Source organism: Pseudomonas nitroreducens (assembly GCF_010994165.1).
Classification (GTDB): Bacteria; Pseudomonadota; Gammaproteobacteria; order Pseudomonadales; family Pseudomonadaceae; genus Pseudomonas; species Pseudomonas nitroreducens.
Genome location: NZ_WMBX01000003.1, coordinates 176,501 through 190,558, shown reverse-complemented (window position 1 = coordinate 190,558; position 14,058 = coordinate 176,501). Strand labels below are relative to the sequence as shown.

The 14,058-nt window shown below is 67.4% G+C and carries 14 protein-coding genes; 5 read left to right on the top strand and 9 right to left on the bottom strand.

All coding sequences use genetic code 11. The features are described 5' to 3' along the window. Window positions 1-173: 173 nt before the first annotated feature. From GJV37_RS14290 to GJV37_RS14275, 4 genes are read right to left on the bottom strand one after another with little or no spacing between them, the layout of a single operon-like run. On the bottom strand, window positions 174-773 hold the full coding sequence (locus tag GJV37_RS14290; RefSeq protein ID WP_170859279.1) for an HAD family hydrolase: 600 nt from the start codon (window positions 771-773) through the stop codon (window positions 174-176). An 8-nt stretch (window positions 774-781) separates the two neighbouring features. Then, the gene (tesB, locus tag GJV37_RS14285; RefSeq protein ID WP_037010855.1) at window positions 782-1,651 is read right to left on the bottom strand and encodes an acyl-CoA thioesterase II; all 870 of its coding nucleotides are present in this window, start codon (window positions 1,649-1,651) and stop codon (window positions 782-784) included. Between the two features lie 13 nt (window positions 1,652-1,664). Further along, on the bottom strand, window positions 1,665-3,281 hold the full coding sequence (locus GJV37_RS14280; RefSeq protein WP_170859208.1) for a nitroreductase family protein: 1,617 nt from the start codon (window positions 3,279-3,281) through the stop codon (window positions 1,665-1,667). Then, on the bottom strand, window positions 3,278-3,820 hold the full coding sequence (locus GJV37_RS14275; protein WP_170859207.1) for a GNAT family N-acetyltransferase: 543 nt from the start codon (window positions 3,818-3,820) through the stop codon (window positions 3,278-3,280). The genes GJV37_RS14280 and GJV37_RS14275 overlap by 4 nt, the downstream gene beginning before the upstream one ends. A gap of 208 nt (window positions 3,821-4,028) precedes the next feature. Between GJV37_RS14275 and GJV37_RS14270 the strand changes: the two genes are divergently transcribed. Together GJV37_RS14270 and GJV37_RS14265 are read left to right on the top strand one after the other, a co-directional pair. Further along, window positions 4,029-5,234 carry an MFS transporter gene (locus GJV37_RS14270; protein WP_169888571.1) on the top strand — a complete coding sequence of 402 codons (1,206 nt, stop codon included), beginning with the start codon at window positions 4,029-4,031 and terminating at the stop codon, window positions 5,232-5,234. 65 nt (window positions 5,235-5,299) lie between these two features. Beyond that, complete coding sequence (locus tag GJV37_RS14265; RefSeq protein WP_170859206.1) at window positions 5,300-6,223, top strand: histone deacetylase family protein; 924 nt, start codon at window positions 5,300-5,302, stop codon at window positions 6,221-6,223. On the opposite strand, the gene GJV37_RS14260 is transcribed toward GJV37_RS14265, so the two are convergent. Continuing rightward, complete coding sequence (locus tag GJV37_RS14260; protein WP_024764648.1) at window positions 6,208-6,663, bottom strand: hypothetical protein; 456 nt, start codon at window positions 6,661-6,663, stop codon at window positions 6,208-6,210. The genes GJV37_RS14265 and GJV37_RS14260 overlap by 16 nt on opposite strands. A 380-nt stretch (window positions 6,664-7,043) precedes the next feature. Between GJV37_RS14260 and GJV37_RS14255 the strand changes: the two genes are divergently transcribed. The 3 genes from GJV37_RS14255 to GJV37_RS14245 all read left to right on the top strand — a co-directional run bounded on the left by GJV37_RS14255 (window position 7,044) and on the right by GJV37_RS14245 (window position 9,414). After that, a complete protein-coding gene (locus GJV37_RS14255; protein WP_170859205.1) occupies window positions 7,044-8,285 on the top strand; it encodes a TIGR03862 family flavoprotein in 1,242 nt (413 codons plus the stop codon). A 60-nt stretch (window positions 8,286-8,345) separates the two neighbouring features. After that, entirely contained in the window at window positions 8,346-8,951 is a 606-nt protein-coding gene (locus tag GJV37_RS14250; RefSeq protein ID WP_170859204.1) for a GNAT family N-acetyltransferase, read from the top strand. A 94-nt stretch (window positions 8,952-9,045) separates the two neighbouring features. Continuing rightward, window positions 9,046-9,414: a VOC family protein gene (locus tag GJV37_RS14245; protein WP_065086612.1), complete on the top strand. Its 369-nt coding sequence runs from the start codon at window positions 9,046-9,048 to the stop codon at window positions 9,412-9,414. A 127-nt stretch (window positions 9,415-9,541) separates the two neighbouring features. Here the strand turns inward: GJV37_RS14245 and GJV37_RS14240 are convergent, their stop codons facing one another. The 4 genes from GJV37_RS14240 to GJV37_RS14225 form a co-directional block, all read right to left on the bottom strand. Further along, the gene (locus tag GJV37_RS14240; protein ID WP_170859203.1) at window positions 9,542-11,014 is read right to left on the bottom strand and encodes an aldehyde dehydrogenase family protein; all 1,473 of its coding nucleotides are present in this window, start codon (window positions 11,012-11,014) and stop codon (window positions 9,542-9,544) included. A gap of 25 nt (window positions 11,015-11,039) precedes the next feature. Beyond that, window positions 11,040-11,858, bottom strand: a complete 819-nt coding sequence (locus GJV37_RS14235) for an ABC transporter permease (RefSeq protein ID WP_024764643.1) — start codon at window positions 11,856-11,858, stop codon at window positions 11,040-11,042. Between the two features lies 1 nt (window position 11,859). Then, window positions 11,860-12,771, bottom strand: a complete 912-nt coding sequence (locus tag GJV37_RS14230; protein ID WP_024764642.1) for an ABC transporter permease — start codon at window positions 12,769-12,771, stop codon at window positions 11,860-11,862. 95 nt (window positions 12,772-12,866) lie between these two features. Continuing rightward, complete coding sequence (locus tag GJV37_RS14225; RefSeq protein WP_193452674.1) at window positions 12,867-14,009, bottom strand: ABC transporter substrate-binding protein; 1,143 nt, start codon at window positions 14,007-14,009, stop codon at window positions 12,867-12,869. Between the last annotated feature and the right edge of the window lie 49 nt (window positions 14,010-14,058).

Below are 14,058 nucleotides of genomic sequence, written 5' to 3'. Positions count from 1 at the left end.
CGGCAACGCCGAACGGCCCCCTCTCCCTTTGGGAGAGGGCTGGGGTGAGGGGAGGAGCCCCAGCACCGATGCCAATCAGGCCACCATAGGAGCGGATTCATCCGCGATGCCCAATCGCGCACGGGCAGACATCCACGGCGGCCCGGTGCAGGAGCCCGCTCGCAAGCAGCGGATTAAACCAGTACCCCCGCCATCCGCCCCAGTTCCGCGCAGTCCTGCGCATGCCAGTCGGTCAGCTCGGGCCAGGGATTCTCAGCAAGATTCACCAGCGCACTGTGTGCCCCAGCCGCACGCGCGCAGTCGAGGTCGAAGCGGTAGTCGCCGACCATCAGCATGGTCTGCGGCGCCACGTCCCAGCGTGCGGCCAGACGCAGCAGGCCATCCGGGCTCGGCTTGGGGTCGGCCTCGCCACGCCCGAGAACATCCTCGGTCAGGAAGCAATCGCCAACGCCGATGGCCGCCAGCGTGATCAGCGCCAGCTCGTGGGCATTGCGCGTCAGGATGCCCAGGCGGTAACCCGCAGCATGCAGCGCACGCACCAGATCCACCGCGCCCGGCGCCGCTTTGGACGCCACCGCCAGCTCGCGCTCGTGCTCCAGCAGCCAGGCGTGCTTGGCCGCCGCCTCATCCTCCGGCAGCGCGGCCAGGTGGGTGAGGATGTCGTGCTCCTGGGGAATCCCCAGGGCCCGCTTGATCGCCGGGAAGTCGTGCACGGCCAGGGTCAGGGTGCCGTCCATGTCGAACACCCAGTGGCGAATCTCTCCCAGCGGCAGGGCGAGCGTCATGCCCAGTCCTCGCGGCGACGGATCAGGCCTTCCTGGGTCGAGGAAGCGACCAGTTGGCCTTCACGGTTGAAGATACTGCCGCGCACGAAGCCGCGGCCATTGCCGGCCCAGGGGCTGTCGATGGCGTAGAGCAGCCACTCGTCCGCGCGCAGGTCGCGGTGGAACCACACGGAATGGTCGATGGTGGCGACCTGCATGTCCTTCTGCCACACCGAGCGGCCATGGGGCAGCAGCGAGGTGGTGAGGAAGCCGAAGTCCGAGGCGTAGGCGAGGATGTACTTGTGCAGCGCCGGGATGTCCGGCAGCTTGCCGTCGGCGCGCAGCCAGAGGTACTTGATCGGCTCGCCGACCTCCGGGTCGTACGGGTCGTTCTCGGTCACCGGGCGGATTTCGATGGGCTTGGGGTAGAGCAGCTTGTCGCGGATACGCTCGGGGAACTGCGCGGCGCTGCGCTTCTTGAGTTCCTGATCGGTCGGCAGGTTCTCCGGGCCGACCACGTCGGGCATGCTGATCTGGTGCTCGAAGCCTTCCTCGTCGGTCTGGAACGAGGTGCTCAGGGCGAAGATCGGCTGGCCCTTCTGGATCGCGGTGACGCGGCGGGTGCTGAAGGTGCCGCCGTCGCGCACGCGGTCGACCTGGTAGACGACCGGCTTGCTGGCGTCGCCCGGACGCAGGAAGTAGCCGTGCATCGAGTGCACGTGGCGCTCCGGGTCGACGGTCTGGCTGGCCGCCGACAGCGCCTGGCCGAGTACCTGCCCGCCGTAGAGCTGGCGGAACCCGAGGTCCTGGCTCGTGCCGCGGAACAGGTTCTCTTCGATCTGTTCCAGGCTCAGCAGAGCCACCAGGTTGTCCAGGATCTGGGTCATGCGCGTTGTTTCCTCAATTGCGGTCTTGCTGAAGTGGGAGTCGGCGTGGCGACGGATAGGCGGGAAGGCTGGTGAGCCGTTCATCCCAGACCGCGCGGCCAATGGTGAAATGATAGAGGCTGACTGGGCAGTCCGGCCCCCCTTCCAGCAGTTGGCGTACTGCCGGATCGAAATAGCAGCCGATGCCGGTGCCCGACAGGCCCGCCGCTTCGGCTTCCAGGTAGAGCAGTTGGCCGATCTGCCCGGCTTCCCAGTACAGGCGCGGATAAGTCCAGGCGCCCTCGGTCAGCGCGGTGTCGAGGTCGGCGAGCATGGCGAAGGCGACGCAACCGTCGCTGGCGATGTCCTGCCCACAGGACAGGAACGCCGACAGCCCGCGTGCATCACCGGACAACAGGCGGTACAGCGGCACACCGCTCTCCTCGACCGGCTGCCACAGGTAGTCCTCGCGCAACCCTCCCGCCTCGCGACCACTGCGGCCCAGCCAGTACAGGCCCGGCTCCAGGCCCTGGACGCGGTGGACAAACAGCAGCAGGTCGACACGCGCCGGCTCGCCGGTGCAGGCGAACGGCACGGGCGAGCGCTCCGGCATCAACCGCTGCAGCCAGGCATACAGCAGTTCGGCGCGAATGCCGCTGCGGCCATCCATGGACTGCGCGCTGCGCCGACGATGCAGGATCGGGCGCAACGGCAGGCCGGGGTTATCCACAGCGGGATAGGCATTCGCGACGCTCCATTGGCCGGCGGGCAACGCGGGCGCGCGGCACAACTGGTGCACGCGCTCCAGCTCCGGCCAGTGGCGATAGTCGCGGGACAGGCGATTCGGCGTGCCGTCCAGCGGCAACTCGGCAAGGCCCTTGAGCAGGGAGTCGGGCAATGGGAATTCGGCCGGCTGCGCCGGGCCGATCCATAGCAGTGCGTCGGCGAACTCATGCTCGCTGAAGCCTTCGCGGTCGAGACCGATCAGCGCATCCAGCCGTGATTCGGCAATGCCGCGCAACAGGCGCACCTCCCAACCCTGGATCGCCGCGGCGATGCCCAGACAGGCCAGCGCGTGGCCCAGGTCATGATTGCAGTAGCGGTAGGCGCGCTCGCCGTACTTCCAGGCCTCGCGCCAGGGAATGCTCGCCAGCGCCAGCAGGAAACCACCCGCCGGCAGCGCATCGTTCAAGGGTTCGGCCAGCGGCGCGGGCAGCTCGGCGCGCACCTCCAGCACGTGTTCGTCGGCGCTGTAGTGCACCAGCAGCGCAGCGTTATCCACAGCGCCGGGGGGCAGCAGCAGATAGGCTTCGGTCGGGTGCAGATTGCCGCTGGACGGGTTGACCCGCAGCGCCCAGCGGTTGCCGCCGGCCTCCTTCCACGCCGAGATCGCCAGGCTGTCGTAGAGCAGCTGCGAAACGCTGGCGAGGCTCAGTGGCGCCGGTGGGCCGATGGGGCCGGCGAAGGCGTCGTCATACCCCGGCGACTCTTCCTGCGGCCGGTGCAGCAGTTCGACACAGCGCGCCCCCGCGTAGCGGCGGAAGGCGGCCGGCTGGGTCGCCCAGTCGAGCTGGCCGGGGCCGGGGGCGAAGCGCTCCGGACGATGGCTGCTCAGTTCGTGGTAGGCGCGCACGCCGTCTTCCGGCTTCATGGGCGGCGAATCCGGTACAACACATGGGGGCGCAAGGCGTGGCCTTCCGGCAGGCGCGGGTGCTCGAAGTCGCCGGCTTCATCGCGAATCATCCCCAGGCGCTGCATCAAGCCCTGGGACGGCAGGTTGGCCGGCACGGTGAAGGCCACCACTTCCTCCAGCTGCAACTGCTCGAAAGCGAAATCCAGCGCGGCGCGGGCCGCTTCCAAGGCATAGCCCTGGCGCCAGTGGGCGACGTTGAAGCGCCAGCCGATCTCCACTGCGGGCGTGAAGGCCGCCTCGAAGGACACCCGCGCCAGCCCGAGCACGCCGAGGAACGCGCCATCCTCGCGGCGCTCGACTATCCACTGGCCGAAGCCATGCTCGTCGAAATGCTGGAGGATGCGCGCGGCCAGCAGGTCGCTCTCCTCGCGGCTCATGCAGGCGGGGAAGTGGCGCATCACCTGTGCGTCGGCGTTCAACGCGGCGAAGGGCGCAAGGTCCTCGGTGCGCCAGGGCCGCAGCAGCAGGCGCTCGGTAGTCAGGCTCGGGATATCCATGGTCGGCATCACGCGTCGGCAAAGGTGACCATGATACCCGCCCACGGACCTGTAGGCGGCAATCCGTCAGACCAGGCGCAATCGATTCAGCAACGAGCGCCATCATCTGGTATTTTTCTCCTACCTTCGCTGTCGGTCACTGCCTTGACCGTGCTCTCGCAGACAGCCGCGCTGCCACGGCGCACCTCAAGAAGACCAAGGAAACCCCATGACGACCTCCACCACCGGACTGCAACGCAGTACGGCCCTGGTGCTTTTCGCCCTTGCCGTCGGCGGCTTCGCCATCGGCACCACCGAATTCGCCACCATGAGCCTGCTGCCCTATTTCGCCCCGGCGCTGGGCATCGATGCCCCCACCGCCGGCCACGTGATCAGCGCCTACGCCCTGGGCGTGGTGGTCGGCGCGCCACTGCTGGCGGTGCTCGGCGCGCGCCTGCCGCGGCGTACCCTGCTGGTGCTGCTGATGGCGCTGTTCGCCGTCGGCAACGGCCTCAGCGCCCTGGCGCCGACCTACCACTGGATGCTGCTGTTCCGCTTCATCAGCGGCCTGCCCCACGGCGCCTACTTCGGCATTGCCGCGCTGGTCGCTGCCTCCGTGGTGCCGCCGCACCGGCGCACGGTGGCGGTCGGGCGGATGTTCCTCGGCCTCACCGTCGCCACCATCATCGGCGTGCCGCTGGCCAACTGGCTGAGCCAGGCCGTGGGCTGGCGCTGGAGCTTCGCCCTGGTCGCGGCACTGGGCGTGCTGACCATGATCTGCGTGCGCCTGCTCGCGCCCTACTCGCCCGCCGAGCCGGACTCCAGCCCGCTGCGCGAGCTGGGCGCGCTCAAGCGCGGCCAGGTCTGGCTGACCCTGGGCATCGGCGCCATCGGCTTCGGCGGCCTGTTCGCGGTGTACACCTACCTGGCCGACATCCTTGGCGCCGTCACCCACATCTCGCCGAGCATCGTGCCGCTGGTGATGGCGGTGTTCGGCATCGGCATGACCCTGGGCAACCTGTTCATCCCGGTACTCGCCGACCGCGCCGTGATGCCCACCGCCGGTGGCCTGCTGGTGTGGAGTGCGGTGGTGCTGGCGATCTTCCCGTTCACCGCCGGGAACATCTGGACCATCTCCATCTGCGTGTTCTTCGTCGGCTTCGGCGGCGCCCTGGGCACCGTGCTGCAGACCCGCCTGATGGACGTCGCCGAAGACGCCCAGGGCCTGGCCGCGGCGCTGAACCACTCGGCGTTCAACTTCGCCAACGCGCTGGGCCCGTACCTCGGCGGCCTGGCCCTGGCGGCCGGCTACGGCTGGACCTCGCCGGGCTGGGTCGGCAGCCTGCTGGCCATCGGCGGCTTCGTGCTGTGGTCGGTCTCGGTGGTCACCAGCCGAAGCGCGCAACGCAGCACCGCCCTCTCCAACGAAGGCTGATCCAGAAGGGCCGGCGCCATGCCGGCCCTTTCGTCCGTGCACGAGCTCGGCGTACCCTTGTCGCCATGCCGCTGCCCCTGGTCTACCACGACGACTACAGTCCGCCCTTCCCGGACAACCACCGCTTCCCCATGGAGAAGTTCCGCCTGCTGCGCGACCACCTGGTGGACAGCGCCCTGGTGAGCGACGCCGAGCTGCTGCGTCCGGAACTCTGCCCTGTGGATATCCTCGCCCTGGCCCACGACCGCGATTACATCGAGCGCTATTGCAGCGGCGAGATGAGCCGCGAAGAACTGCGCCGCCTCGGCCTGCCCTGGAGCGAAGCGCTGGCCCGGCGCACCGTGCGTGCGGTCGGCGGCTCGCTGCTGACGGCCGAACTGGCGCTCGAACATGGGCTGGCCTGTCATCTGGCCGGCGGCACCCACCACGCGCACCACGACCACGCCTCGGGCTTCTGCATCTTCAACGATCTTGCCGTGATCAGCCTCTACCTGCTGGAAAGCGGCAAGGCCAACCGTGTGCTGATCTTCGACTGCGACGTGCACCAGGGCGATGGCACTGCACGCATCCTGGAGAACGTGCCGGACGCGGTGACCGTGTCATTGCACTGCGAAAAGAATTTCCCCGCGCGCAAGGCGCAGAGCGACTGGGACATTCCCCTGCCGCTGCACCTGGACGATGCGGACTACCTGAAGGTGGTGGAGGAAGCGCTGGACTACCTGCTGCCGCTGTACCAGCCGGACATCGTGCTCTACGACGCCGGCGTGGACGTGCACAAGGACGATGCCCTGGGCTATCTGCAACTGACCGATGCGGGATTGGCAGCGCGGGACGAGCATGTCATCCGCCGCTGCCTGGCCAGCGATATTCCGGTGATCGGCGTGATCGGCGGGGGCTACGACAAGGACCGCCGCGCGCTGGCCCGGCGCCATGGCATCCTGCACCACAGCGCGGCGCGGGTAGCGCGCGAGCTTCAGTTGGCCCGGTAGCGCGAGTTGTTGGTGTCCATGCGCGAGGGCAGGCGCTGCTGCTCCCAACGCGCCAGCTCTTGGGCCGAGAAGCCCAGCAGCGCGCTGGCGCGCAGGCGGCAATCCTCACCGTAGTGCTTCTCGCAGAAACGCATCACCTGTTCGGGTACATGGTGCTGCAGCAGTTCCTGGGCGCGCAGCGGCCCCGCGAACTGCAGGTAGCGCGGTAACAGGCGGCTCCAGTTGGTGAACACGTAGAGGTTGTGCAATGCGACCTGTATCGACAGCAACTCGAGCACACGCTGCTCGAACTTCACTTTCGAACCCTGCAGGTTTTTATTCAGGCGCACCACCATATGGGCCACCGCCTCGTTGAGCAGAGTGCGAATTTCCTCGCTGGGGAGCGCGCGAATAACGATGTCGAGGCCATTCACGCGCACGCGGGTGTCACTGCCCTCCACCCAAAGGTGAGCCTCATGAGAGCGAAGGTAATCACGAACTTTCATCGAGCATCGGACCAAGGTTGCAAGAGGCCCGCATGCTGACGGATTCACAAAAGCGCCAACATCGGCGGAATCTCGATCCGCTGTCAGAATTATCGTAACCCCTACCCTCTGGGGATCAGGGCGCGCTGTACGATACTGACCACCTCCTTGGAATATGCCGCGGCCAACGTTTTCCACCATGGCTGTGGAACGGCCTGTGGATAACCTGCGGGAAAGCGCTCGACGCCCTCGCCTGCGCAGGCTCCGGGAAAACTGGGCAAAAAATGAGCAACCGGCGCGCAGTGCTGCTGCGCTAGAATTGCGCCTTTTCCCGCACTCTCCGCCTGGCCTTCTGCATGATCGATTCCCGCCCGCTCGCCTCCCGTACCGCCATCGTCATCGGCGGCGGCCCCACTGGCCTGATGGCGGCCGAAGTCCTGGCCGGCGCCGGGGTGAAGGTGGACCTGTTCGACGCCATGCCCTCGGTCGGTCGCAAATTCCTGCTGGCCGGCGTCGGCGGTATGAACATCACCCATTCCGAGCCCCGCGAGCCGTTCCTGTCGCGCTACGGAAAGCGTGCGCAAACCCTGGCGCCGCTGATCGACGCTTTCGACAACCAGGCGCTGTGCGCGTGGATCCATGGCCTGGGCATCGAGACCTTCGTCGGCACCTCCGGCCGCGTATTCCCCACCGACATGAAGGCCGCACCACTGCTGCGGGCCTGGCTCAAGCGCCTGCGCGAAGCCGGCGTGGTCATCCACACCCGCCACCGCTGGCTGGGCTGGAACGTCAACGGCGCGCTGCTGATCGAAGGGCCGGAAGGCCAACGCAGCGTGACGGCCGATGCCACCGTACTCGCCCTCGGCGGCGGCAGCTGGCAGCGCCTGGGCTCGGACGGTGCCTGGGTACCGCTGCTGGCCGAGCGCGCTGTGGATATCTCGCCGCTGCGCCCGGCCAACTGCGGTTTCGAGGTGGCTGGCTGGAGCGAATTCTTCCGCGACAAGTTCGCTGGCGCACCGGTCAAGCCGGTGGCCCTCTCGCTGCCCGGCGACACGCCGCGCCAGGGCGAGTTCGTGGTCACCGCCGGCGGCATCGAGGGCAGCCTGGTCTATGCCCTGTCTTCCGCTATCCGCGAGCGCATCGAGCAGTCCGGCAGCGCCACGGTGCACCTGGACCTGCTGCCCAGCCGCAGCCTGGAACAGGTCGCCAAGGCCGTGGCGCAGCCGCGCGGCTCCAAGTCCATGGCCAACCATCTGCGCGGCCGCCTGGGGCTGGACGGCGTGCGTGCCGGGCTGTTGCGCGAGTTGTCCACAGCCGCCGACTATGCCGCCCCGCAGCGCCTCGCCGCCCTGATCAAGGCGCTGCCGCTGACCGTGGTGCGCACCCGCCCGCTGGACGAAGCCATCAGCAGCGCCGGTGGCGTGACCTTCGAGGCGCTGGACGACTGCCTGATGCTCAAGGCGCTGCCGGGCGTGTTCTGTGCCGGCGAAATGCTCGACTGGGAAGCGCCCACCGGCGGCTACCTGCTTACCGCCTGCTTTGCCAGCGGCCGCGCGGCCGGGCTTGGCGCACTGCACTGGCTCGAAGCACAAGGCTGAGCGCTGCACTTTATGGAACCATGGTGCTAGATTCTCGACTCCCACCCAGGAGTCGCCTGCATGCCGCTGACCTTCCGCCGCGCCCGCCCCGATGATGTCGACGCCGCCATCCCGCTGATCTACAGCTCAGGCCCCGACGCCTTCGACTATGCCTTCGCCCGCCCCGGCCGCAATAGCGCGCAGGACTTCCTGCGCTACGCCTTCGTCCAGGGTGGCGGGCAGTTCGGCTGGCGCCAGCACTGGGTCGGCGAACAGGACGGTAAAGTCATTACCGCCGGCACGGTGTTCGGCGGCGAGGTGACGCTGGGCTACATGCTTGCGGCCACGCGGCAGATTCTCGGCTATTTCGGCCTGGCCGCGCCCGGCGTCATCCGCCGCGGCCTGCAACTGGAAAGGATCATCTGCCCGCCGCCGCGCAGAACGCTGTACCTCGCGCACCTGGGCGTCACGCCGGACCTTCGTGGCGAGGGGCTGGGCAGCCAGCTGATCGAGCACTTCCTGCAAATCGGCCGCAGCAATGGCCTGCCCATGGCGGCGCTGGACGTCTCGGTAGCCAATCCCAAGGCACAGGCGCTCTATGAACGTTTCGGCTTCGAGGTGCAGGTGGAGCGCGTCTCGACGCTGCCGGGCGTCTCCAGCCATCGCTACATGCAGCGCAAGCTCTGAGTTAGACTCGCAGCCAGCCGCCCGCCAGAGGCGGCCCGGCCCATAGAAAACACCGTCGAGAAGCCTGCTCACGCATGAACCAGGAAGGTTGCCCATGAGCACTGCCAGCGTTGAACTGAAAGTCTTCGTCCCCGCCCGCGATTTCGCACTCTCCCAGCAGTTCTACAAGGACCTGGGCTTCAACTCGCCGTGGAGCTCCGAGGAGCTCGCCTACTTCCACCACGGCGACCATTGCGCCTTCCTGCTGCAGAACTACTACGTCAAGGAATTCGCCGAGAACCTGATGCTGCACCTGCTGGTGGAGGACGCCGACGCCTGGTACGCCAAGGTGCGCGACGCCGGCCTCGCCGAGCGCTACGGCGTGCGCCTTGGCGCGCCGGAAGACCAGCCGTGGAAGATGCGCGACTTCACCCTGCACGACCCGAGCGGCGTGCTCTGGCGGATCGGGCACAACCTCGATTGAGTGCCGGATTCACACCATCCCCTCTCCCTGAAGGGAGAGGGCTGGGGAGAGGGGCGAAGCCCGGCCGAAACACCCGAATGACCGAGAGTATCCATTCGCGAGCAAGCTCGCTCCAACAGTGATGCCCCTACTTCAGGTACCAGCCCCAGGGCTGGTCGGAGATGTACTCGGTCACCTGCTTCACCTCCAGGTAGTTCTCCAGCCCCCACACGCCCAGCTCGCGGCCGATGCCGCTGTGCTTCATGCCACCCCAGGGCGCCTGGGTGAAGGTGGGTTGCGAGCAGTTGACCCAGACGATCCCCGCACGCAGCCCGTCCGCCACCCGCGCGGCGCGCTGCGGATCGCCGGACATCACCGCGCCGGCCAGGCCGAAGCGGCTGTCGTTGGCCAGGCGCAGGGCCTCGGCCTCGGTCTTGAAGCGCTTCACGCAGAGCACCGGGCCGAAGATTTCCTCGCGCCAGATCAGCGCGTCCTCGGCCGGTTCGTCGAAGATCGCAGGCTCCATGAACCAACCCTGCTCCAGCCCCGCGGGACGCTTGCCGCCGGTGAGCAGGCGGGCACCGCCGGCGCGGCCCTTGTCGACGAAACCGAGCACCTTCTCGTGCTGCCCCTGGCTGACCAGCGGGCCGAGCAGAACGCCCGGCTCCATGCCGTTGCCGATGCTGATGGCGCGGGTCGCTTCCACCAGACGCTCGATCAGGCGCGGGGCGATGCCCTCCTGCACCAGCAGGCGCGAGGTGGCGCTGCACACCTGGCCCTGGTTCCAGAAGATGCCGAACAGGATCCACTCCACCGCCGCTTCTACATCGCTGTCTTCGAAGACGATGAAGGCAGACTTGCCGCCCAGCTCCAGGCTGACGTTCTTGATGTCCTGGGCCGCCGCCGACATGATCCGCGAGCCGGTCGGCACGCTGCCGGTGAAGGCCAGCTTGTCCACGCCCGGGTGCTGGCTCAGCGGCCCGCCGGCCTCCGCGCCCAGCCCCGGCAGCACATTCAGCACGCCGGCCGGCAAGCCGATGGCGTCCGCCGCGGCGGCCAGTTCCAGGGCGCTCAGCGGCGTCAGCTCGGACGGCTTGAGCACACAGGTGGCGCCCGCCGCCAGCGCCGGCGCGACCTTCCATGCAGCCATCAGCAGCGGGTAGTTCCAGGGGATGATCTGCCCGGCCACGCCCACCGGTTCCTGGCGGATGCGGCAGCGGAAGCGTTCGTCGGGCAGTGGCAGAGCCTGGTCCTGGCGCTCGTCCAGTTCCCGCGCAAGCTCGGCGTAGTAGCGGAAGCAGCCGATCGCGTCGGCCACGTCCCACTGCGCTTCGGGCAGCGGCTTGCCGTTGTCGCGCACCTCCAGTTCAGCCAGCGAATCCTGGTTGCGTGCGAGCTCCTCGGCCAGCGCTTCCAGCCATTCGGCACGCTCGCTGCCGCGGCTCTGCCCCCAGCCACGATTGAACGCTGTACGCGCCGCGCGCACCGCGTGGTCGACGTCTTCCTCGGTGGCCGCCGGCACTTCATGCAGCGGCTGGCCGGTGGCGGGGTCGTAGCTGGTGAAGCGGCCGCCCAGGTCCGGCCTGACCCACTGCCCGTTGATGTAGAGCTGGTCGCGCATCCTCGAGTCTCCTTGAAGTCGGCCCTCAGGCGGCCTGAACGCCGGTGCGGCGGTTCTGCAGGTAGCGGGAGGTGAACAGCAGCGCCAGCGAGGCGCAGATGATCACCGTGGAGATGGCGTTGATCTCCGGCGTGATACCGCGGCGGATCGACGAGAAGATGTAGATCGGCAGCGTGGTTTCCGAGCCGGCGACGAAGAAGGCGATGATGAAGTCGTCGAAGCTGAAGGTGAACGCCAGCAGGAAGCCGGCGAGGATTGCCGGGGCGATCTGCGGCAAGGTCACGCGCCAGAAGGTGTCCAGCGGCGGCGCGTAGAGATCGGCGGAGGCTTCCAGCAGCGACTTGTCCATCGCCTCGACGCGGGTGCGGACGATCACCATCACCAGCGCCATGGTGAACAGCGAGTGCGCTGCCACCACGGTGCCGAAGCCCATGTTGAGTTTCGGCAGGCCGATATCCAGTAGCGCCAGCAGCGGATTCACCACGTCGAACAGGGTGATGAAGGCAATCAGCGTGGCGATGCCGATGACGATGCCCGGCACGATGATCGCGCAGTAGGTCAGCGCGTCGAACAGCAGGCGCACGCGCTTGCCGACCCGCTGCAGGCCGAACACCGCGAGGGTGCCGAACAGCGTGGCGATCAGCGCCGAGCAGAAGGCGATCAGCGCGCTGTTACCCAGGGCTTCCATGATGAACGGGTTGCCGAAGGCGCGGCCGAACCACTGCACCGAGCAGCACTGGAAGCTCAGCCCGCTGCGCCCGGCGTTGAAGGCGAAGAGCATGATCAGCGCGATGGGCGCGTAGAGGAACAGGTAGACCGAGGTGGAGTAACTGCGTAGCCACATGTCAGAGCACCCCGTCGTTGCGTGAGCCGCCGTAGCGCGCCACGAGTTTCAGGTAGACGCCGATGATCACCAGCATCATCGCCACCAGGGTCATTGCCACCGCGCTGCCGAACGGCCAGTTGCGCGATTGCAGGAACAGGTCGACCAGCGCGTTGCCGACAAAGAACACCTTGCCGCCGCCGAGAATCGCCGGGATCAGGAACTCGCCCATGAGCAGGATGAATACCAGCATCACCCCGGTGATCACCCCCGGCGCGGAGAGCGGCAGGGTCACCCGGCGGAAGGTCTCGAAGGCGCTGGCGCCGAGGTCGCCGGAGGCTTCCAGCAGGCGTTTGTCGAGCTTCTCCAGGGTCACGTAGATGGGGAACACCATCAGCGGCAGGTAGCCGTAGACGATGCCGATCAGCACCGCGTAGGGCGTGTTGATCAGGCGCACGTCGGCAATGCCGAAGCTCTCCAGCAGCGCGGGAATGCCGCGACCGCTGAGGATGAAGATCCAGGCATAGGTGCGGATCAGGAAGCTGGTCCAGAACGGCACGATGACCAGCGTGAGCAGCAGCGACTTGTTGCGTCGCACCTTCACCGCCAGGAAGTAGGCCAGCGGGTAGGCCGCCAGCAGGCAGGCCAGGGTGCCCAGCGGCGCCAGGGTCAGGGTGTTCCAGAAGGCCTGGGCGCGGGAACCGAGGTTCAGGTAGTTCTCCAGCGTCAGCCCGCCGCCATAACCACCCACGGCGCTGCGTTCGCCGAAGCTGAAGACCAGGATGATCACCAGCGGCATCAGCAGCAGTAGCAGGAACCACAGGGTGGACGGCAGGAGCAGCAGGAGCGTGACGCGCCGGCCGAGGCTTTTCGCGCGCGAAACCGCGGGCGTCGCCTGGGTCTGCGGCAACGGGGCGCTGACAGCGATGTTCATGTTCGATTCCCTACGCATGGAGCGGACCTTCGCGGCAGGGCGAATAACGCACCAGCGTTATCCGCCGCATTCCGCATAAACGCTGAAGCTGCCGATCAGGCGGCCTTGAACCGCGCCATCAGCTCGGCGCGCGCCGGGCTGGTAAGGGTCGCCGCGGCGCCGAACTCCAGCGGCGACAGACGCTCGGCCGCCGGGTACATGATCGGGTCGTCGAGCATTTCCTTGGAGAGCAGCGCGTCGACACGCTTGTCGCCGCTCGGGTAGCCGTGGGAGAGCACCTCCAGCTTGTTGTGCGGCGGGTCGAGCAGATAGTTGATGAAGGCGTAGGCGGCATCCTTGTGCTCGGCGCTCTTGGGGATGGCGAAGAAGTCGCTCCAGATCTCGCCGCCCTCCTTGCCCAGCACGAAGGTCATGTCCGGGTTGTCGCGGTGCAGTTGGGAAGCATCGCCGGTCCAGGCCATGGCCATCCAGGCATCGCCGTTGCGCAGCGAGGGCTGGATGTCGGAGTTGATCGCGAACAGGTGCGGCTTGGCCTGGATCAGCAGCTTCTCGGCCTCGGCCAGCTCCTTCGGGTCCAGCGAGTTGAAGCTGTAGCCGTAGTACTTGAGCGCGTTGCCGATAGCGGTGAGCTGGTAGTCGTGGACGATGGTGCGGCCCGAGGCGCTGGTCAGGGTGAGGTCCCAGAACTGTTTCCAGGAATCCGGGCTGCCCTTCACGCGGCTGGCGTCGTAGACGATGCCGGTGGTACCCCAGTTCTTCGGCACCGCGTAGACCTTGCCGTCCACCGTGCCCTGGGCCATGAAGCGCTCCTCGAAGGCCTTGGGGTCGAAGTTGGGGATGCGCGAGAGGTCCAGCGGCTCGATCAGCCCGAGCTGCACGTAGGTACTGATGGTGTAGTTGGTCGGCACGAAGACGTCCCAGCCACTGCCGCCGGCCTGCAGCTTGGCGAGCATCTCCTCGTTGGAGCCGAACACGTTCATCTGTACGCGGGCGCCAGTGGCCTTGGCGAAGGCGTCGAAGTTCTCCTGGCTGTGGTAGTTCGGCCAGGTGGCCAGGGCCAGACGGTCGCCGATATTGCTGCCCTCGGTCGCGTAGGCCTTGCCGGTCAGCAGACCGGGAGTGTTGGCGGCGACCACCGCCATCGCCAGGCCGAGGCCGGTCTTGCCGAGGAAATCGCGCCGCGTGATGGAGCCGTTTTCCCAGCTGCGCATCGTCTTGATGAAGTTCTTCTTGTCCATCGTCACTCCCCGCCTGTCTGCTGATTTTTCTGGTTAGGATTGGATCGTT